This is a genomic window from Cutibacterium sp. (genome assembly GCF_030525615.1).
Lineage (GTDB): Bacteria > Actinomycetota > Actinomycetes > Propionibacteriales > Propionibacteriaceae > Cutibacterium.
Map to the genome: position 1 here is coordinate 285,432 of NZ_JAUNEJ010000003.1, position 19,330 is coordinate 304,761.

Genomic DNA, 19,330 nt, shown 5'->3' on the forward strand with positions numbered 1-19,330 from the left:
ATGGTGATGGCTGCCGTGGCGGCCTGGCTGGTCGTTCCGCCAGCGGTGAGGGCCAGAACGGAACCTCGAAAACCCTTGCCGGCCTGGCTCGTACCGCGCAGTGAAGCCCCCGCTCCCCATATCCGAGTTCTGGCTGGCGTATTGGCCTGCTGCGGGGTCGCGGTCGCAGTTCCGTGGCCTTTTCCGGTGGCCGTCGCGGTGGCTGTGCTTGTCGGAGCCGTGGTGTGGTGGGGGTCTGGGCGGCTGGAATCGTCTGCACATCGGCGGGAGGAACAGCGCCGGGCAGCTCAACTGCCAGAAATCCTCATGATGCTCTCCAGCGCGATGGAAGCTGGGTTGCCCCTGCGCTCAGCGGTGACGACAGTTGCGGAATCGTCGGAAGGGCCCTGCGCTGAGGATTTGCGCCGATTGACATCATCCCTGGCTGTCGGGGTTTCTGACGCCCAGGCGTGGAATGCCCTCGCGTCGGTGCCGGCGTGGCGAGACCCGGCGCAGGACATCTCACGAGCGGTGGATTCTGGCGAGGGAATCAGCGAGCTGTTGTCAGCCCATGCCGCCCAACTGCAGGTTGCCGCCGCAGAGCAGGCAGAGAAGAAAGCGCGTAAGGCTGGTGTCGACGCCATCGGCCCGCTGGTTTGCTGCCACCTGCCAGCCTTCCTTCTGGTCGGGGTAGTGCCGATCATCGCCGGAATGGTGCTCGGGGTGCTGTGAGAGAGTCGGCGGCCAGGTGCGAGGTCCGCGTCATGTCGGTGGCAAAAATCGCCACTGTATGCGTCAATCGTGGCGCACACTGCTTCCTTCCGCGCGCCCGTGGCAAAAGTGTGGAGCAAGCCATGGTGGCCGTGAGCCAGCAGCGTCCTCCCCCGCGCCCGTGGCAAAAGTTTCGTGGAGCACCGATCAGGAGGAGCTGGACGGCCTCCTCCCGCGCGCCCGTGGCAAAAGTGGTTATCCACAAGGGGTTGAGCAGGTCGTGCAGGAGTTATCCACAGAAATGAAAAAAGTGACGGATTTCGAAGGCTCAGACGACAACTGAAGGTGTGAGGCGTGGGTCTCACGCCGGTCGGGAGTCGCCCGACCGGAAGAACAGACAGGAGACGACAGTGTCTAGGAAGAGTCCAATCAACGAACCCGTCATCTCTGCCAGGTCCCTCGATCTGGTTGGCGCCACCGAAACTGCGGTGGAGTCACCGGCGCGGGGGCGATACCGAGCAGTCCGTAACAGAATCATCGATCGTGGCATGGCCACCGCAGAGTACGCCGTCGGTATGCTTGCCGCCGTCGCCCTCGCGCTTGTGCTGCTGAAGATCATCACTCACCAGGAAGTCTTCTCAAAGCTGCTCAAGTTGGTTGTCAGCATTATCGGCAAGGCGGGAGGAATGCTGCCGTGACTAGGCTGACTCGTCGTGGCGGGCGTCATGTCGCGTCCGCCACGCCGGGTCGCTCCCCGCAGCGATCCGGTCACTGTGAACTGCGGGGAATGGTCACAGTCGAGATGGCTGTCAGTCTCATAACGGCTGCCCTGGTCGTTGTTGCCAGCTGTTGGGTGGTGGGGCTGGTCGTCGTTGAAGACGCCTGTCGCACGACCGCTGCGCAGATCGCCCGGCAAGTGGCCCGTGGGGATGACGCTTCGGCACGTCAGGCCGAGAAACACGCCCCGACAGGGGCTCGGGTGTCAACCACAACCTCGGGCGGCTGGGTCGAGGTGACGGTTCAGGTAGATCGGTTCCTGGGTCGGCTTGGACCTGTCCATCTGCGTGGTCAAGCCCGATCTCCCATGGAGCCGGGGGAGTCATGAGGACGTGGGGTAGGCAGGTTGATTCGCGTCGGGAGCGAGGTTCAGGAACCTTGCTGCTGGCGGCGGTCGGAGTGGGGTTCATCGCCGCAGTGTGGGTGTCCATTCTTCTGGCCGGATGGTGGTCGGCTGGCCACCACGCCGAAGAGGTGGCCGACCTGGCGTCGTTGGCAGCTGGACGAGCTGAGGCTGGTGGTGAGTCGGGATGTCCGGTTGCTCAGCAGACCGTTCGAGCCAACTCTGCCCAGTTGGTGTCATGCGAGGTGGACAGCTCAGCGACGGGGTTTGCCGTGACCGTCCAGGTGGGGGTGACGATCCATCGCGGATGGGAGTTGCCGGGGATACCCTCGACGGTGGTGAAGTCCTCGCGAGCTGGCCCGGTCGAATGAGAGGAGACACAGACCTGACGTGTGACGGCGGTGGTCCGTTCTAGCCTGCCCGTTTTCTCCATGACGCCGTGATTGGCATCCTCTCGCTGAAGGCCGGGGTGGGGTCATGGGGTAGTGACAACGGCAGATGGGTCAGACATCCAACGGGTCCATCGCCCTCGTCAGCGCAGCAGCTGATTCCTTGTCGAGCATTTGGTTGGCGTTGCCGCACTTGGGCGAGACAACGCAGGCAGGGCACCCCTGCTCGCATTCACACTGGGCCAGTCGCAGCGCTGTGGCGTGCCACCATTCCTCGGCCTTCTCGAACCCGGCCTGTGCGAAACCAGCCCCGCCGGCCTGGCCGTCGTGGACGACGATGGTGCAGGCTCCGGTGTCAGGGAGCATGACCGTCGATACCCCGCCGACATCCCAGCGATCGCACGGGGAGAACATCGGCAGTAATCCGATGGCCGTGTGCTCGGCACCATGAGCCGCTCCCGCCAGATGAACGGCGTCCAACCCGAGTTCATCGACGACCTCATCGGGAATCACCCACCAACAGGCCTGAGTAATCATGGTGTGGGTAGGCATATCCAAGGGTGCGGAGTCCCAGACATCATTGGTGATCTCGTCGCGGCGCAGATATCCGACGACCTGCTCTGTCAATTCGACCTGCCCGTATGCCACATATCCCGGCCCAAAATCTCGACGCACCTGCTCCTGGACAATCCGCACCGTTGACGCCGACTGCGGCTGAGTCCAGTAGCCCGGTACATCCTGATGAACCAGGGCGAAGTGCTCAGCCGGGTCGTACTCGTCGACCAACCACTGATCGCCTTGGTGCAAGTACACCGCTCCGGGGTGGACGGTCCGATCTCCGGCGGCCTCGTCAACCACCCCGATCACCCTGCCGGTAACCCCATCGATGATGTCAATTCCCTTGCCAGCTGCTGATCTCAGGTCAATGACATCGACGGCTCTATCTGGGCGAGTCCAGAACAGCCGATCTCCGCGTCGTCGCAGCACCTTCTGATCGGCCAACATCTCGCACATAGCCTCAAAAGCCGGTCCGTAAAACTCCTTGTCGGCGGGCGAAAGGTAGGCCTCCTGGGCAGCCGCCGCCAGATGGGGGCCAAGAACATAAGGGTTGTCCGGGTGCAGCACCGTCGACTCCACCGAGGCAGCGAACAGCAGCTCTGGGTGGCTGAAAAGGTACTGGTCTAAGGGATTCTCCCGGGCCATGAGGACGACGAGAGCGTCACGTCCAGACCGGCCCGCTCGCCCGGCTTGCTGCCACAGGGCCGACAACCTCCCCGGGTAACCCGCGATGACAACGGCGTCCATCCCGGAGATGTCCACCCCCAATTCCAGGGCGTTCGTAGCTACCACAGCTCGCACTGATCCGTTCTGCAGCCCCGACTCGATGGCTCGCCGGTCCTCGGGCAAATAACCGGCCCGATAGGACGCGATCCGCGCACCACTAGTCACCCGGTCCTGCGCATGGGCAGAAATGACCTCTGCCAGCGACCGTGAAGCGACGAAGCAGATCGTCTGCATTCCCGCGTCGGCTAAATCAGCCACCAATCCGGTGGCGTCACTGGAGACCGACTCAGCCGGTTGCCACAGCACGACGTCCCGACCGGGGTGGGGTGAGCAGTCCTCGTCAACGACCTCGACCTTCTCCACCCCAAGCAGCCGCGCCCCGGCCTCAGCCGCATTCGTCGAGGTCGCGCTCGACAATAGAAAGACCGGATCAGCACCGTGCAGACGACATAACCGGCGAAGCCGACGGATGACTTGGGCCACGTGGGCCCCGAAGACCCCGCGGTAACGGTGCGCCTCATCGATGACGACATACCTCAGACTTCCCAGCAGGGAGGCCCACCGGGAATGGCAGGGCAACACGGTGTGGTGAAGCATGTCCGGGTTGGTGAGGACGTATCGGGCCTGCTCGCGGGCGAAGCGACGTTCGGCGTCGTCGGAGTCACCATCGAGGGTGGAGACGAGCCAGTCGCGTGGCCCCACCTCGCGGCACACCCGGGCTTGGTCGTGGGCCAAGGCCTTTGTCGGGGCCAGGTACAGGGCGCTGCTTCGATTGAGGGAATCACGCAGTGAGGCCGGCACATTCGGGGTGGGTTGGTCCGGCAGAACAGGGGTTGCCGACGCCGTCGCAGCCATGATTGGCAGCAGGTATGCCAAGGTTTTCCCCGAGGCCGTCGCCGTGCAGATAGCGGTGTGGTGACCAGCCCTCGCCAGTTCCGCAAACCGCGCCTGATGTTGCCACGGGCGCGAAATGCCAGTCTTTTCCACAGCCTGACGGCAATCTGCAGGCAGCCATGACGGCCACTCGCAGGTGCGCCCAGCCACCGCCTCACGGTGATCGACGTGGACCACCTCGGGGCTAGCCAGCAGCCGTGACACAATCCGGCCCCTGCGCGTCGAGGGGACAGATGGAATGGCCACGCGCCAAGATTGCCACCATGGGCAGACACCTCACCGCTGACGAGATCGAACAGCTGCGCAACACCTTCACCGACATTGGCTACCTCACCGACCCCGTGATGACAGCCATCGGAGAATCCGGACAGCTCGGACTGACAAGAAACAGCACCATACCGGCCACCAGAGCCCTTGCAGGCCGAACTGACCCGTTGGCGGGGGCTATCCGGTTGTGGCTGCTCCAACAGCCAGTTCCCGTCGAGCAGGTGACGGCGCTGCCCCTCCAAACCCTCGCCCAGGCCGGAATCGTGAGTATCGACGCGACGACGGTCCGCGCCCTTATCGACCTGCGCCCCTACGGTTCCCCCGATGACGGTGCCTCCGGGTGGACGGCCTCCGACCTCACCCCAGGCCTGAACAAGGTCATTACTAAAACCCGCCCTGACTACGTATTGGGCGTCTCTCCGGCCTCGGTCTCACTGACCCAAATGGCCATCCCCACCCACGTTGGGAGCGCCTTGGACATGGGCTGCGGATGTGGCGTGCAGTCCCTGCACCTGTCTCGTCACGCCGACCGCGTCGTCGCCACCGACATCAACCCGCGCGCCCTGGAGATGGCCAGGCTCACCTGCCGACTCTCCCAGTCCGACGTGGACATCCGGCAAGGTTCCCTCTACGAACCCACCGCAGATGACACTTTCGACCTCATTCTCACCAATCCGCCATACGTCATGGCCCCGCCCAGCCCCGACGGTCAGCGTCTGGTCTACCGGGAAGCCGGATTCTCTGGGGACGGCCTGGTGGAAGCCGTGGTTCGCGGTGCCCCTGCTCGCCTCAACGATGGCGGTATGCTCCAAGTCCTTGCCAATTGGGCTCATATCGGCGATCAGCCGTGGTCGGAGCGTCTGGCCACCTGGGTCGAGGGGACCGGCTGTGACCTGTGGGTTGTTGAACGCGAACACCTCGACGTGTGTGAATACATCGAGACCTGGCTCACCGACGCTGGCCTTGACGGATCTCCCCAATGGCGTCCCCGCTACGACGAGTGGTTGTCCTACTTCGACGCTCTCGACATCACCGGTGTCTCGCTGGGATGGATAACCCTGACCAAGGCTGGTCGCGACCAGCCGGACCTGTGCTTTGAACAATGGCCGTGGCAGGTCGCCCAGCCCATTGGTGAGACGGTGGCCCGACGCTCCCAGGCGGTCACGTGGGGCCGTCTCAGCGATGAGGAGCTGCTTGCCCGGCGTTGGCAGATCGCCTCTGACGTCGACAACGAAACCACTGGACGGCCGGGGGCGAGCGACCCTGAGCACATTGTGCTGCGCCAGCGCTTCGGATTGTGCCGTGCAGTCGAGATGACAACAGCCTCGGGTGGAGTATTGGGTGCTTGCGACGGACAGCTCACCTTGGCTCAGATCACCGGTGCCGTTGCGGCGATCTTGGAGGTCGATCATGAAGACCTCCTCGCTGAGGTGCTTCCGCTGGTCCGCACATGCGTGCGTGACGGCATACTCGAGGCCGCCTGAGGTCTGGGTTGTTTCTGCCCTAGACCGGCCGGAAATAGGATGTCGAACTGGGGTCGTGGAGGGCAGAGAGTTCCCGTTGTGAGCGAACCCCGAGGTGCCGTACGCGACGGCTGTTGTTACGGTTGACGCGCGACTACCGGCGACGGTGCCGCTACATTGGGGCGCGGACCGTCCGTTTTCGGGCAGCCCGGCAGTCCACAACACGTCAACGGAGAAGGCAGGAATGTCACCGACCAAGAGCCTCGTCATCGTAGAGTCGCCGCACAAGGCCACGATGATCGCCGGGTACCTGGGGCCCAAATACACCGTGCGAGCCAGTCAGGGGCATGTGCGCGACCTGCCCACCAGCGCCTCCGAGGTGCCTCCCAAGTACAAGGGCCAGCCTTGGGCGCGCACCGGCGTCAACGTCGACGACAACTTCACCCCGATCTACGTCGTCTCCCCGGAGAAGCGATCGACGATCCGCGAGCTGAAGAGCCTGCTCAGGGATACCGACGAACTGCTGCTGGCCACCGATGGCGACCGCGAGGGAGAGGCCATCGCCTGGCATTTGCTCGACGAACTCAAGCCCAAGGTTCCGGTGCGTCGAATGGTCTTCAACGAGATCACCGAGAAAGCCATCAACGAGGCGGTCGCCAACACCCGAGACCTCGACACCGACTTGGTGGATGCCCAGGAGACCCGCCGCATTCTGGACCGTCTCTACGGCTACGAGGTCTCCCCGGTGCTGTGGAAGAAAGTGCTGCCACGCCTGTCTGCTGGCCGGGTGCAGTCGGTGGCCACCCGTCTGGTCGTCGATCGGGAACGTGAACGTATCGCCTTCACCAGTGCCAACTACTGGGACATGGAGGCCACCCTGGCCGCCAAATCCGAGCAGTTCCAGGCTCGTCTTGTTGCTCTGGACGGTACCAAGATCGCCGCTGGGCGAGACTTCGACTCCCACGGCAACCTGACATCCAAGGCGCGTCGCCTCGACGAGGCCGCCGCAACGACCATCGCGAAAGCCCTTGAGAAGGCCCCCTTCTCCGTCACCAAGGTTGAGTCCAAGCCGTATACCCGCCGCCCGTACGCTCCGTTCCGCACCACGACCCTGCAGCAGGAGGCTGGCCGTAAGCTCGGGTTCACCTCTGAGCGCACCATGTCAGTGGCCCAAGACCTTTACGAGGGCGGCTACATCACCTATATGCGTACCGACTCGGTGGCCTTGTCCCAGGAAGCCATCCGTGCGGCTCGCCATCAGGCCGCCGAACTCTACGGTTCGGACTACGTTCCGGACAAGCCGCGCATTTACGCTTCTAAGGTCAAGAACGCCCAGGAGGCCCACGAGGCCATTCGCCCTGCCGGTGAGCGCTTTCGCACCCCGGCTGAGACTGGCCTGACGGGCGACAATTTCAAGCTTTACGAACTGGTCTGGATGCGCACGCTGGCTTCCCAGATGGCCGACGCCAAAGGTGAGACCCTCTCGGTGACGATCGACGCGAGTCCGTCTTCCGCCATCAGCACTGCTGACGGCAGCGTCACGACCGCAACCTTTACCTCCTCCGGCCGCACCATCACTTTCCACGGTTTCCTGCGCGCTTACGTGGAGTCCGTCGACGAGGGAGCCTCGGACGACGCCCAAAAGCGGCTGCCCCAGCTGTCCAAGGGCCAGAGTCTCGACCCGCGCACGGTGACGGCCAATGGCCACGACACTCGCCCGCCGGCTCGGTACACCGAACCCAGCCTGGTGGCGAAGCTCGAAGAGCTGGAAATTGGTCGTCCTTCGACCTACGCCTCGATCATCCGCACTATCACCAGCCGTGATTACGTCTTCAAGAAAGGGTCTGCCCTCGTCCCAACCTGGCTGGCCTTCGCTGTCACCAGATTGCTAGAGCAGCACTTCTCCAACCTCGTTGACTACCAGTTCACCGCCGACATGGAAGAGACCCTCGACCAGATCGCTCGCGGCAACGCTGATCGGGTGGCGGTGCTGTCAGCCTTCTATTTTGGCCAGGCTGAACCCGGCGACGGTGACGTCCCGACGCCTGCCGAGGGTCGCAAGGGACTCCACCAGCTCGTTAGCGGGCTTGGTGACATCGACGCCCGTTCCATCTGCACCTTTTCGATTGGTGACTCCGACGTCGTGGTGCGGGTGGGCCGCTATGGCACCTACGTTGAGGATTCCGAGGGTCACCGGGCCAACGTCGATGATTCCCTGCCACCCGACGAACTCACCGTCGAAGCTGCCAAGGAGCTGCTGGCCAGTCCGCAGGATCGCGAACTCGGCTTGGACCCGCACAGTCACCGTCCGATCGTGGCTCGCAATGGCCGGTTCGGCCCCTACGTCACCGAGGTGCTCGATGACGAGGCCACCGAGATCGTCGAGACGACCACCAAGGACGGCAAGAAGCGTCGCACCAAGCGCAAGGTCAAGCCGCGCACTGCCAGTCTGTTCAAGTCGATGAATCTGGAGACGGTCACCCTCGACGACGCTCTCAAGCTGCTGTCCCTGCCACGTGTGGTGGGCACAGCTGCCGACGGCACCCAGATCACCGCACAGAACGGACGTTACGGTCCGTACCTGAAGAAAGGAACGGACTCGCGCTCTTTGAGCAGTGAGGAAGAGATCTTCTCCATCACCTTGGAACAGGCCGAAGGTATTTACGCCCAGCCCAAGCAGCGTGGGCGCGCCGCCGCCAAGCCGCCGCTGCGTGAACTCGGTGAGGACCCGAACTCTGGACGCCCGATCGTCGTCAAGGACGGTCGCTTCGGCCCCTATGTCACTGACGGCCAGACCAATGCGACGCTGCGCAAGGATGATTCGGTCGAGGACATCACCCCTGAGCGTGCTCAGCAGCTGCTGGCTGAGAAGAGGGCTAAGGGACCGATCAAGAAGCGGGCCACACGCAAAACACCTCGCAAGACCGCGAAGAAGGCGACGACCAAGACCGCTGCGAAGTCCACAACGAAGAAGACCGCTGCGAAGTCCTCGTCAGGAAGCTGAGATGACCACGGCGTGGTGTTCGGGAAGTACCGAACCGTTGTATTTCGAGTTGGCGTGGACGGCTGCTCGACCGGTTCCGGTCGACCTGCGCACCACGGTGGTCTCCGTCGGGGCCCGTCGCACCATCGAGTGCGAGATTACCCTGCTCGACTCCCCGGATCATCGACTGTTGAGGTCGGGAATCGTCATCGCCCATCGCGTCGTTGACGGGTTGGGAGAGTGGTACATGGACGCGCCCGAGTGGTCCCCATGGCTGCCAGTGGATCGGTCAGTGGCTCTCGACGCCGCTGGTGAACTGCCTGAAGACTTCGCCTGTTTGGCTCGTCCTTTCCTGCGTGGAGTGCCCTTGTGTCCGGTTGCAGCTCTGTCGTGGGAGCGTCACGAGACGATACTGAAGGCACCCGACTCGACCACGTTGGCCCTGATTCGCGATGACCGGATCGCCGTCGTCCAGTCCGGGGTGACCACATCGAGGGTTCGCGAGTTGACCATCAATCCGCGCCGGGGACTCACTGAGGGCCAGCGAGAGTGGCTCACCAACCGCATACTGGCTTTGGGTGGAGTGCCCGTCACACGTCATCCTTCGGTGCTGCGACGATTGGGCCCGGGGGCGGGAGCTTTGAGCGACTACCCGCGTCCGCATCTGCACGACGGTGCCCAGGTGCAAACCTGGGTGTCAGCACAGTTGGCCGGAGGATTGCGAGACGTCGTCGAGGCGGATTTGGCCGCACGGTCTCAGGGGATGGATCTCGGATCGGGTGAGACGAACCGCACCGAACCGCGCGTCCTTCCCGAGTCCCCGGACCGCACTGAGCTGGTCGGCATGGGCTATGATCCGGTGACGGCGGCAGCTCCCAGTATCCATGACGGATTCCACGGGTCGATTCGGCGTCTTCAGAAGGCCATTCATGCCCTGTCCGAGACTCTTGACGCGATGTCCGGCCTGCTCGATTCAGTATGGGTTGACCGTGCCCAGAAGCTGTGTTCGCGGATGATGGAGCTGGACCCCAGCCACACCAGCGTTCACAGCCTCCCGCGCGATTACTATCAGTTACTTGAGGAAATGACGGTGGCGGCCCGGTCGCCGCGTGTCACTGTTGATCCCGACTTGCCAGCCCGCGCGACGATGAAGAAGGCACTCAAGGACTCGGTCGCTCAGGCGGTGGCAGCCTGTGACGCCGTCGAGAGTTCTCAGGAATGGGCGGGGGTCGAGGCTTCCGCTCGTCATGCGGCAGCCGTCGCCGACATTCTCGGCACCGGTCGAGCCAAGAAGGTGGCCAAGCGGCTGCGTCCGGTCGTCAAAGGGTTGGCCCGGACCACGGGCAGTGTGAACGAAGACGTCGACGTCTCTGAGATGTCTTGCGAAGAGGCCTTTGAGGCTGGACGCCGAGTAGAGCGGGCTTGGGCGGCCCTGACCGTAGCACGGCAGTTGTTCGTGGACGACTGGCCGCATCATCGCCGCAAGATTGTGAAGGCTCTCCATGACTGACCAGCAGACCCGTACCGGACGTGACCTCGGAGGCCTCTTTGTCGTCCTTGAGGGCGGGGATGGGGCTGGCAAGACGACCCAGTCCCGGCTCCTCGACCAGTGGTTGACGCACCAAGGTATCTCCCACCTCATGACTCGTGAACCCGGCGCTTCCTGGCTAGGGCAGAAGATTCGTGAACTGGTGCTGTTCCCAGACGCGGGGCAGATCTGCCCCCGGGCCGAGGCCCTGCTCTATAACGCTGACAAGGCCCAACATGTCGATGAGGTGGTTATACCAGCACTGCGTCAAGGGAAAGTCGTCGTCTGTGACCGCTACATCGACTCGACGATCGCCTACCAAGGTGCTGGGCGTGTCCTTGACCCTGACGAGGTGGCCCGACTCGCGGGATGGGCAACGACTGGCCTCGTCCCCGATCTGACGGTGTTGCTTGACGTCGACCCGTGCGAGGGTGCTGGAAAGATCGCCGCAAAAGACCGTTTGGAGGCTGCCGGGCAGGAATTCCATCAGCGGGTGCGTCAACACTTCATCGACCTGGCGCAGGCCCATCCGCAGCGCTATCTCGTTCTCAACGCCCGGGACAGCCGCGAGGATATCCGCGACGCCATCGTCACGCAGGTGAGCGCGCTCCTTGCCGTTGGCAGCGAGTAAGACAATGTCAGTCACGAGAACGCCGGGGCGCTGATATGTCGGCACGATCTGCAACGATGATTTCGTGAGTGATGTGTTGACCGGCGTGTGGGCCGACCTCGTGGGCCAGGAAAAGGCTGTCGAGGTGTTGCGCCGGGCAGCAGAGTCGCAGCCAGGTCACTCCCATGCCATGAGTCACGCTTGGCTCATCACTGGGCCGCCGGGATCTGGCCGGTCCAATGCGGCCAAGGCTTTTGCGGCTGCGCTGCAGTGCGACGATCATGGCTGTGGACAGTGCAACTCCTGCCGAACCACCTTGTCAGGTGCTCATCCAGACGTGACGTTGGTACGGACCGAGGCACTGTCGATCGGCGTTGACGAAGTGCGTGAATTGGTGCGTCGAGCGGCGATGAATCCGGTCCATGGCCGTCATCAAGTTGTCGTCGTCGAGGATGCTGACCGCATCACTGAACGCGGAGCCGACGCGTTGTTGAAGGCCATCGAGGAGCCGGCCCCCAAGACTGTGTGGCTGCTGTGTGCGCCGACTCCCGACGATGTCATTGTCACGATCAGATCTCGGTGCCGACGGCTCCATCTGGCTACCCCACGCGACGAGGCGGTGGCAGAGTTGCTCATCCGACGCGACGGGATTTCTCCCGAGATGGCCGCCGAGGCTGCTAGAGCTGGTCAGGGTCACATCGGTCGGGCGCGTCATCTTGCTCGCGATGGCGAGGCCCGAGCCCGACGCGACGCGATCGGTGAACTCCCTACTCGGTTGCGGAGTCTGGGAGATTGCCTGCAGGCGGCCGAGGATTTGGTCAATCAGGCCAGCGAGGAGGCAGCAGCCGCTACCGCAGAAGTCGATGCGGCAGAGCGGGCTGAGTTGGAGAAGGCCCTGGGGTTTGGGTCCTCGGGTGCTCGTCCGCGCAATGCCCAGGCCGCTCTTCGGGATCTGGAGAAACAGCAGGCTGCCCGCGCTAAGCGTCTCCAGCGTGACGCCTTGGACCGGGTGTTGACGGAGCTGACGGCTTACCACCGCGATGTGTTGGCTATCCAAACGGGGGCAGTGCGTCCGGATGAGGAGAACGCGCTGCGAGGTGCTCGCCTGGTCAATACCGGATGGTCATCGTCTCTGCACCAGGTGGCGCAGTCCCAGAGTCCCGAACGCACCATTTCTGTCATCGACGCCATCCTTGACGCGAGAAACTCTCTGGAGCGCGGCGTCACCCCGTTACTGGTGATGGAGACTCTCCTGATCGCCATGACCGGGGTAGACCGGGCTCCCTGGTGAATCCCACCTGGCAAGTGATGATGAAGTGAATCACAACGGTGTGTTGCGCAGCTGTTGAAGCCGTTTTCGTGGCAGAGTGTGAATGTGCCGTGCCGTATCCTCGGTGCGGTCCCCAAGTTGTGAGGATTGAGCGTGAGCAAGGCGATCAAGAGGACTGCAGCGGACTCCACCGACGCCGAGACCACCCGGGTCATCCAGACGGGGGCCTTCCGCGTGGATGACGATGCCAACCGCACTGAGGTCATTGTGCCCAGTCGTTCGGCGGACTCAGAACGCACCAACGCCATCGACGACGACGTCTTCCGTCCCGATACTGAGAAGACCCAGGTTGTTGATGACCGCGAGTTTGAGGAGGAGCGTCGCCGCCGTGAGTTGGCTGAGCAGCGTGCCCGTGAGCGCGCTGACCGTCAGGCGATCGAGGCTGAGCGTCAACGTCGCGCAGCCTATGTCGAACCCGAGCCGCAGCCCGTTGTCGCGCCGGCTCCCAAGCGCACCACTGACAAGGCCATGGCTTCTCTGGGTATGTTCTTGTTCCGGATCGTCGTCGGCGGCATCCTCGGAGTCCATGGGTTTCAGCACCTAATTCAGCGCGATCTGACCTTGGGTGCAGTGCAAGCTTTGCCGCTACCCAGCGGATACGACCAGGTCGGCGTGTGGGTGCTTGGTATCTGCGAGTGCGTTGCCGCTGTCTGTATCATCCTTGGACTGCTCACCCGTATCGCGGGAGCCGGTCTCACCGTCATCATGGTGTTGGCGTTGGTCTTCATCTTCTGGGGCAATTTCGCCATCTTCAAGACTATGGGCTTCAAGGGAGAATTGGAGCTTGTGCTGGCCGGTTGTGGAGTCCTGCTGCTCTTCCTGGGTGCTGGTGGCTGGTCCATTGACGCCGCATACCGACGCAGCCGTGCTGCACGGAAGGCTGAGGAGGCTGGCTACTGACCCGAGTAGCAGCGGTCGCCTTCCGCGAATACGGGCAGCTTTATCACCTCGACGTCGGAACCCTCGACGTCGAGGTGGGTTCATGGTTGCTGTATCCCACCCCTGACGGTCCGCTGGTGTGTCGGTGCGTTTGGGGTCCAGAAGAGGTCGTCCTCGACGGAACGTTGCCGGTGTGCGCCGGGATTGCTGACGACGAGGCAGTCGCTGCCGCAGCCCAGGACCGACATCGCCGCGCGGAGATCTTGGACACTGCTCGTCGCACCGTCGAGGAACTCGGCGTCGACATGGAGATCTTGGCGATCGACCTCGTGGAGTCCGACGAGAATCGCTTCATCGCGGTGTACTTCCGTGCTCGCCATCGAGTCGAGTTCGCGACTATCGTCGGGCCGCTGGCACGTCGTTTGCACGCACGCATCGATTTACGCCAACTGCGTGGTCGCGACACTGCTAGAGCCGTCGGCGGGGTAGGAGTGTGTGGCCGTTCGCTGTGTTGCGCAACCTTCCTGCCTGAGCCTTTCTCGATTGCGAGTCGTCTCGTTTCGGAGCAGGGGATGGCGTCTAATCCCTTGGCAGTGACCGGAGTATGCGGCAAACTCATGTGCTGTCTGCGCTATGAATCTCCCTACTACGCTGATTTCGACGCTGCTGTGGGAGAAGCCAGCGGCCCGGAGGGGCCAGGTTGTCCACTGGTGTCGGTCTGCTCTGGGCGACGCCAGCTCTACCAGGAGCACAAGAACGCCTGACCCAGGAGGACCCATGACTCAACGCACTTTGCGACGGCGCATGATTGCAGTGGCCTTGGCCGCCTGCTCATTGGTCCCAGTGACGGCCTGTACAGCCAAGGAACCCACTTCTGAGCCGACTCAATCCGCCTCGGCGCAACAGCCGTCCAGCTCGAACCCGATGACGTCGCCGTCGGTGACAGCCTCCGTCAAGCCGGCTGAGAAAAAGGCTGACCCCAATCCTGCGGTCGCCTCGTTCGACCCGAAGGCCCATGCCCTCATGGAAGGTCCGGACAGCCCAGACCGTCAGATCGGGCCTCCGGCATCGCAGGGCAACAAACAGTTCAGCAAGGCCCCCGCCGGTAAGGGGATGGAGCGATACCTCTCGCGCAAGATTTCCTGGCACGGGTGCGGAGATTTCCAATGTGCCAAGGTCCTGGTGCCGTTGGACTGGGACGACCCGGACGGCCCGGCTATCACCTTGGCTCTGAAGCGTAAACCAGCCGAGTCGTCGTCGAAGGCGACCCTTTTCATCAACCCCGGTGGCCCGGGCGGCTCTGGTCAAGAGATGGTGGACGGCTTCACATCTGCGGCCTTTCCGAACCATGACATCATCGGGTGGGACCCGCGCGGTACCGGTCAGTCGACCCACGTCGAGTGTGGGCCTGCCAAGACTATGGACGCCTTGTTCAACCTCGATGCGTCTCCCGACGATGAGGGCGAGTGGAAGTCACTTGTGGAAGGAACGAGGGATTTCGCACGCAGCTGCCGTGCCCATTCCGGTCAGCTGCTGGACCATATCTCGACGATCGACACCGCCCGTGACCTGGACTATCTGCGGTACCTCGTGGGGGACAACAAACTCGATTACCTCGGCATTTCCTACGGCACCTTCCTCGGTGCCACCTACGCCGAGCTGTACCCCGGGAGGGTCGGACGGATGGTGCTGGACTCGACGGTCAACATCACCAACCACGACACCGTAAACCAAATCGTGGGATTCGACCGGGCCTTCGGTGACTTCGCCACCTGGTGTGCCACACAGAAGGACCGTTGCACGCTGGGGAACAGCGAGGCCGAGATTCGCAAAGCCACCTTGGATTTCCTCAACAATCTCGACTCTCACCCGTTGACCGTCGATAAGCGAGTTCTGACTCAAAGCCTGGCCGCGACTGGCATTGCTTTGTTCCTGTATTCGGGCAAGGATTCCTACCCCTACCTGGGAGCGTCGTTACACAGCGCCATGGAGGACGGTAATGGCAGTTACTTGCTGACGGCTGCCGATCTGTTGAACGGTCGTAGCCAGAACGGTCAGTGGGAGACGATCGCCTCCGCGTTCCCTGCGATCTCCTGCCTGGACGAGGTTGATTTTGGCCTGGCCTACGTTCGGAAGGAATGGCCGAAAGAGGCGGCCAAAGCGCCAACTCTCGGCAAGGCTCTGGGAATGATGCCGACCTGCGAGGTGTGGACGGCCCATCCGACCGACCAGCCGTATTTGACGGCTCCCGGGGCTGCGCCAATCTTGGTTTTGGGTGCGACCGGCGATCCAGCCACACCCTATGAGCAGGCCGAATGGATGGCTGACCAGCTGAAATCTGGTGTGCTGCTGACATGGCGGGGAGCTGGGCATTCTGCCTGGGAGCTGGGTAACCAGTGTGTCAAGAAGGCCGTCGAGGGATACGTCAACAACGGAAAGGTTCCTAAGGACAAGACGGTGTGCTGATGGTCGGTGGGTGCTGGTAGGCGCTTTGCTGGTAGACACTTTGGGGTCGTGGGTGGTGTGCGCGTGTTGGCTCTGATCGCCTTCAGCCCGTCATCGACAGGGTGCTGTGCATGCGAGATCGGCTCGTGTGCAGCTCCACCCTGGCGCATGCGCTTGCGGGTCCGACTGGCCGTTTGGCAGCGGCGGTTAGCCTTGTCGTCGTGAGGAGGGGTAGCTCATGACGTTGGGTCAGCGCCATGTCATCGGAATCGTGTTGCGCGTGATGGGCCTTGCCCTGCTCGCAGCTGCCCTGCTGGCCTTGGAGTGGGCATGGCGGTCCCACGCATGGAGCAATCTGAAATCCGTCGACGGACAGTGTGTCATGGTCGGAGCACAAGTCGACAACGGTCGCGTCCCGAGGGTGGCGTGTGAGGAGGACGGCGCCCGCTACGTTAACGATGTCGTCAAGCCCGGTACGAATTGTCCGCATGGGTTGACGCGGGTGTCGGTGCGCCATGAACTCAGCCACGACACCGGATACGTCGGTGCCCTGTGCGTGCGCAATCCCTGAGGCGATTCCGCCAGCCAATTCATGGCCAGCCAGCTCAGCTGACGGAATCTCTGCGTGCGGTCAGGAGAGCACCGCTCGACGCAGCACGTCCAGTGGCAGCGCCCCCATTCGCAGCACCTTGGTGTGGAATTCCTTCAGGTCGAAGTCCGGGTTCTTGGCCTGTGCCGCGTTCCGCAGCTCCAGCCAGGTGCGCTCACCGAGCTTGTATGACGGTGCCTGGCCGGGCCAACCGAAGTAGCGGTTGACTTCATAGCGGGCCGATCCTTCGTCCATGGAGACGTGGTTGTTGAAGAAGGTCCAGGCCTTGTCCCAATTCCATTCGCCGCCACCGACTTCATCGGGGGCTTCGAACTGGCAGTGCAGACCAATGTCGAGGACGACACGGGCGGCACGCATGGACTGGCCGTCGAGCAGACCCATGAAGTGGCCGGGATCATTCATGTAGCCGAGGTCAGCCATGAGCCACTCGGCGTACAGGGCCCAACCCTCTCCATAGCCGGAGGTCCAGTAGTTGCGTCGCCACGAGTTCAGCTCGTCGCGAGCTGCGATCGCCGAGGAGCTTTGCAGGTGATGTCCGGGGGTGCCCTCATGGTAGACGGTGGTCAGTTCTCGCCATGTTGTGAAGGTGTTGACGCCTTCGGTGACGGACCACCACATTCTGCCGGGACGGGAGAAATCATCGGATGGGGGCGTGTAGTAGACGCCGCCGTCGTGGGTCGGGGCAATCATGCCTTCAATTCGACGGGCCGGTCCAGGAACCTCGAAGTGGGTGCCGTCCAGAGAGGCGATCGCTTCGTCGGCGCGTTCCTGCATCCAGGCCTTGAGGGCGTCGGTGCCACAGATCTGATAGGTGGGGTCGGCGTCGAGAATTGCCATGGCCTCTTTGACGCTGGCTCCTGGACGGATACGCTCGGCGGTCTCGCGCTGCAACTGTTCAATGCGGGCGAGTTCTTGCTTGCCCCACTCGTAGGTTTCGGTGAGGTCGACGGTCGTTCCGACAAATTGACGCGAGGCGAGCCGGTAGCGGTCAATGCCGACGGCGTCGGTTGTGGTGGCTAGCGGCGCAATCTCGGTGGCGAGGGTTTTGGCGATACGGCGGAAGTTGTCCTTGGCAACGTCGATGCCTTCAGCAAGCTTGTACGTCACGGAGTCCGGCAGGTCGTCGGAGGCGGTCCTCGTGAGGTAGTCGTCGAAGAATCCACCCTTTGAAGTCCAGGAGGTGATCTGTTCGACCAGCAGGTTCACCTGACGGATGGCAGGCGGGATACCGGCGTCGATCGAGGCGCGTTGGGTTTCCAACCAGCCGTCCAGGGCCGGAGCGGTGGCATGAAGACGGCGCGCGACCGTCAATACCTGGTCGGGGGTTTCGGTGGGCATGGCGTCGTAGACCTCGCGTATCTCATGGACGCCCGAGGCAATGCCATTGAGGCTCAAAAGGTCGTATCCCTTGTCGTGGCTTTCGGCCTGCAGCCCGAGACAAGACCGCATTGCGGCGACGGTGATCGTGTCAGTGTCGTCAGCCGGCATAGCCTGATCGAGACGATCCAAGGTGTCCATGACGAGGTGGTACTGGGTCTCCAGACCGGCGGGGGACAGGTCGTCGTACTCGTCCTGGTTGAGGTCCAGACCGAGTTCGGTGGCAAGAATCGGGCTGGCCTGTACCGTGGCGTCCCAGTGGCGGTCGGCAACCTCGTCGACCTCTGACCCCACCTGGTGAGTTGTGTGCGCGTTGTCGTTCATCACGGGAGTGACGCTATCGCGAGGTGCGGACAGGTGTGCGGCGTGTGGTGTTCCAGCAAGAAGCGTGTTGGTTTCGCAAAGAGGACATCGTGCCGGTATAGTCATCCGGGCCTGCCATGGCAGGTGTGCCAACTTAGCTCAGTCGGTAGAGCGACGCTCTCGTAAAGCGTAGGTCACGGGTTCGATTCCCGTAGTTGGCTCCACTAAAACTCCTAGGCATAGCCTCATTGGGGGTCGCGCTGATGGATTAGTCCGCAAAAGACTGCATGAAGGCTGAGTACTCGGCTAATTTCGCTAGGTCCTGAGTAAGGTCTCCGCGTAGGCGCGAAAGTGGATGACGGTTTATTGTGGCCAGTGGTACGGGCGGTGACCAAATCTCACTGTTACTCAGGAAACGATTGACGAGGGCGCCCTCGCAGGAGTTAAGCTTTGTGGCGCGACCAGTAATGACGTGAGAAACTCACGTGATGGATGCTTCACCTTTCTTTTTGCACGTGATTTGGAGAAGAAGTGTCTCAAAAAGAAAAGAAATCATGATAATGACACCCTCATCTCTGTCTGCCTTTCTTGCAATTCATTCAGCAAACCAATGGAACGTAGGTGAGTTGTTGAAGCTGAAACAAGGATGAACATAAAATGGGTGCATAATTTCGACCTGCTCAATGCCATCATGCACGAGCGTTCGCAGGTTCCTGTTCGCCTTGTATAAACGCACTTCGTAACAGAATGTGGTGCCAGGCTGTAGTTGGTTTTTTTAGAGAGCCTTTTGCTGCCTATTGATGCTGGGTACCAATAGGCTTACAAGAGGCGATAGCCAACCGCCCCCTGGCACCGCGCGCAACGTGTCCCATGATTAGTAGTCCCGGTGAATCAGTCAGAATGCTTAACTGTGCCTGCGGTACCGGGTTGACCCGCTAACGTGCAAAAGCGCTACTGATGCCCACCTTGGGTTCACCATCGGCTTGCAGGATGCGATGAGGCTTCGGCTCAATGGTGCGCTGGCGTGGGTAGCCGGAAGGCCGTTGTCCAGATGAGGTACTGATAGCTCCTACTTCCGCAAGAGTCTGCCCGTACTTGACCACACCATCGTCAACAATGCCATAAGCAGATCTAGGGTAGAAATAGTCACGTGAATGA

The 19,330-nt window shown here is 62.3% G+C and carries 16 protein-coding genes and 1 tRNA gene; 14 read left to right on the forward strand and 3 right to left on the reverse strand.

Annotated features, from left to right (window positions below):
* The 4 genes from Q4B98_RS10580 (at position 1) to Q4B98_RS06745 (ending at position 2,181) form a co-directional block, all read left to right on the forward strand.
* Positions 1–711: a type II secretion system F family protein gene (locus Q4B98_RS10580; RefSeq protein WP_368492323.1), complete on the forward strand. Its 711-nt coding sequence runs from the start codon at positions 1–3 to the stop codon at positions 709–711.
* Between the two features lie 389 nt (positions 712–1,100).
* On the forward strand, positions 1,101–1,388 hold the full coding sequence (locus Q4B98_RS06735; protein ID WP_303196340.1) for a DUF4244 domain-containing protein: 288 nt from the start codon (positions 1,101–1,103) through the stop codon (positions 1,386–1,388).
* Positions 1,389–1,477: 89 nt separating this feature from the next.
* Positions 1,478–1,795, forward strand: a complete 318-nt coding sequence (locus Q4B98_RS06740; protein ID WP_303196399.1) for a TadE family type IV pilus minor pilin — start codon at positions 1,478–1,480, stop codon at positions 1,793–1,795.
* Positions 1,792–2,181 (forward strand): Rv3654c family TadE-like protein, encoded by a 390-nt coding sequence (locus Q4B98_RS06745; protein WP_303196341.1) that lies wholly within the window; start codon positions 1,792–1,794, stop codon positions 2,179–2,181. Before Q4B98_RS06740 ends, Q4B98_RS06745 begins: the two co-directional genes overlap by 4 nt.
* A gap of 132 nt (positions 2,182–2,313) precedes the next feature.
* Here the strand turns inward: Q4B98_RS06745 and Q4B98_RS06750 are convergent, their stop codons facing one another.
* Entirely contained in the window at positions 2,314–4,623 is a 2,310-nt protein-coding gene (locus tag Q4B98_RS06750) for a DEAD/DEAH box helicase (protein ID WP_303196342.1), read from the reverse strand.
* Here Q4B98_RS06750 and Q4B98_RS06755 point away from each other — a divergent pair.
* The 4 genes from Q4B98_RS06755 (at position 4,611) to tmk (ending at position 11,249) form a co-directional block, all read left to right on the forward strand.
* Positions 4,611–6,128: a methyltransferase gene (locus Q4B98_RS06755; protein WP_303196343.1), complete on the forward strand. Its 1,518-nt coding sequence runs from the start codon at positions 4,611–4,613 to the stop codon at positions 6,126–6,128. The genes Q4B98_RS06750 and Q4B98_RS06755 overlap by 13 nt on opposite strands.
* A gap of 223 nt (positions 6,129–6,351) precedes the next feature.
* Positions 6,352–9,111, forward strand: a complete 2,760-nt coding sequence (topA, locus tag Q4B98_RS06760; protein ID WP_303196344.1) for a type I DNA topoisomerase — start codon at positions 6,352–6,354, stop codon at positions 9,109–9,111.
* 1 nt (position 9,112) lies between these two features.
* Entirely contained in the window at positions 9,113–10,600 is a 1,488-nt protein-coding gene (locus Q4B98_RS06765; RefSeq protein ID WP_303196345.1) for a hypothetical protein, read from the forward strand.
* On the forward strand, positions 10,593–11,249 hold the full coding sequence (gene tmk, locus Q4B98_RS06770) for a dTMP kinase (protein ID WP_303196346.1): 657 nt from the start codon (positions 10,593–10,595) through the stop codon (positions 11,247–11,249). The genes Q4B98_RS06765 and tmk overlap by 8 nt, the downstream gene beginning before the upstream one ends.
* Before the next feature lie 7 nt (positions 11,250–11,256).
* On the opposite strand, the gene Q4B98_RS06775 is transcribed toward tmk, so the two are convergent.
* Positions 11,257–11,415: a dihydroneopterin aldolase gene (locus Q4B98_RS06775; RefSeq protein WP_303196347.1), complete on the reverse strand. Its 159-nt coding sequence runs from the start codon at positions 11,413–11,415 to the stop codon at positions 11,257–11,259.
* Between Q4B98_RS06775 and Q4B98_RS06780 the strand changes: the two genes are divergently transcribed.
* From Q4B98_RS06780 to Q4B98_RS06800, 5 genes are all read left to right on the forward strand, one after another.
* A complete protein-coding gene (locus Q4B98_RS06780; RefSeq protein ID WP_303196348.1) occupies positions 11,350–12,519 on the forward strand; it encodes a DNA polymerase III subunit delta' in 1,170 nt (389 codons plus the stop codon). The genes Q4B98_RS06775 and Q4B98_RS06780 overlap by 66 nt on opposite strands.
* A gap of 132 nt (positions 12,520–12,651) precedes the next feature.
* The gene (locus Q4B98_RS06785) at positions 12,652–13,458 is read left to right on the forward strand and encodes a DoxX family protein (RefSeq protein WP_303196349.1); all 807 of its coding nucleotides are present in this window, start codon (positions 12,652–12,654) and stop codon (positions 13,456–13,458) included.
* Positions 13,459–13,532: 74 nt separating this feature from the next.
* Entirely contained in the window at positions 13,533–14,201 is a 669-nt protein-coding gene (ricT, locus tag Q4B98_RS06790; RefSeq protein WP_303196350.1) for a regulatory iron-sulfur-containing complex subunit RicT, read from the forward strand.
* 259 nt (positions 14,202–14,460) lie between these two features.
* Positions 14,461–15,903 (forward strand): alpha/beta hydrolase, encoded by a 1,443-nt coding sequence (locus Q4B98_RS06795; protein ID WP_303196400.1) that lies wholly within the window; start codon positions 14,461–14,463, stop codon positions 15,901–15,903.
* 217 nt (positions 15,904–16,120) lie between these two features.
* Positions 16,121–16,453, forward strand: a complete 333-nt coding sequence (locus Q4B98_RS06800) for a hypothetical protein (protein WP_303196351.1) — start codon at positions 16,121–16,123, stop codon at positions 16,451–16,453.
* Positions 16,454–16,513: 60 nt separating this feature from the next.
* Here the strand turns inward: Q4B98_RS06800 and Q4B98_RS06805 are convergent, their stop codons facing one another.
* The gene (locus Q4B98_RS06805) at positions 16,514–18,163 is read right to left on the reverse strand and encodes a DUF885 domain-containing protein (protein ID WP_303196401.1); all 1,650 of its coding nucleotides are present in this window, start codon (positions 18,161–18,163) and stop codon (positions 16,514–16,516) included.
* A gap of 157 nt (positions 18,164–18,320) precedes the next feature.
* Here Q4B98_RS06805 and Q4B98_RS06810 point away from each other — a divergent pair.
* Positions 18,321–18,396 (forward strand) — tRNA-Thr (locus Q4B98_RS06810).
* Positions 18,397–19,330: the final 934 nt, after the last annotated feature.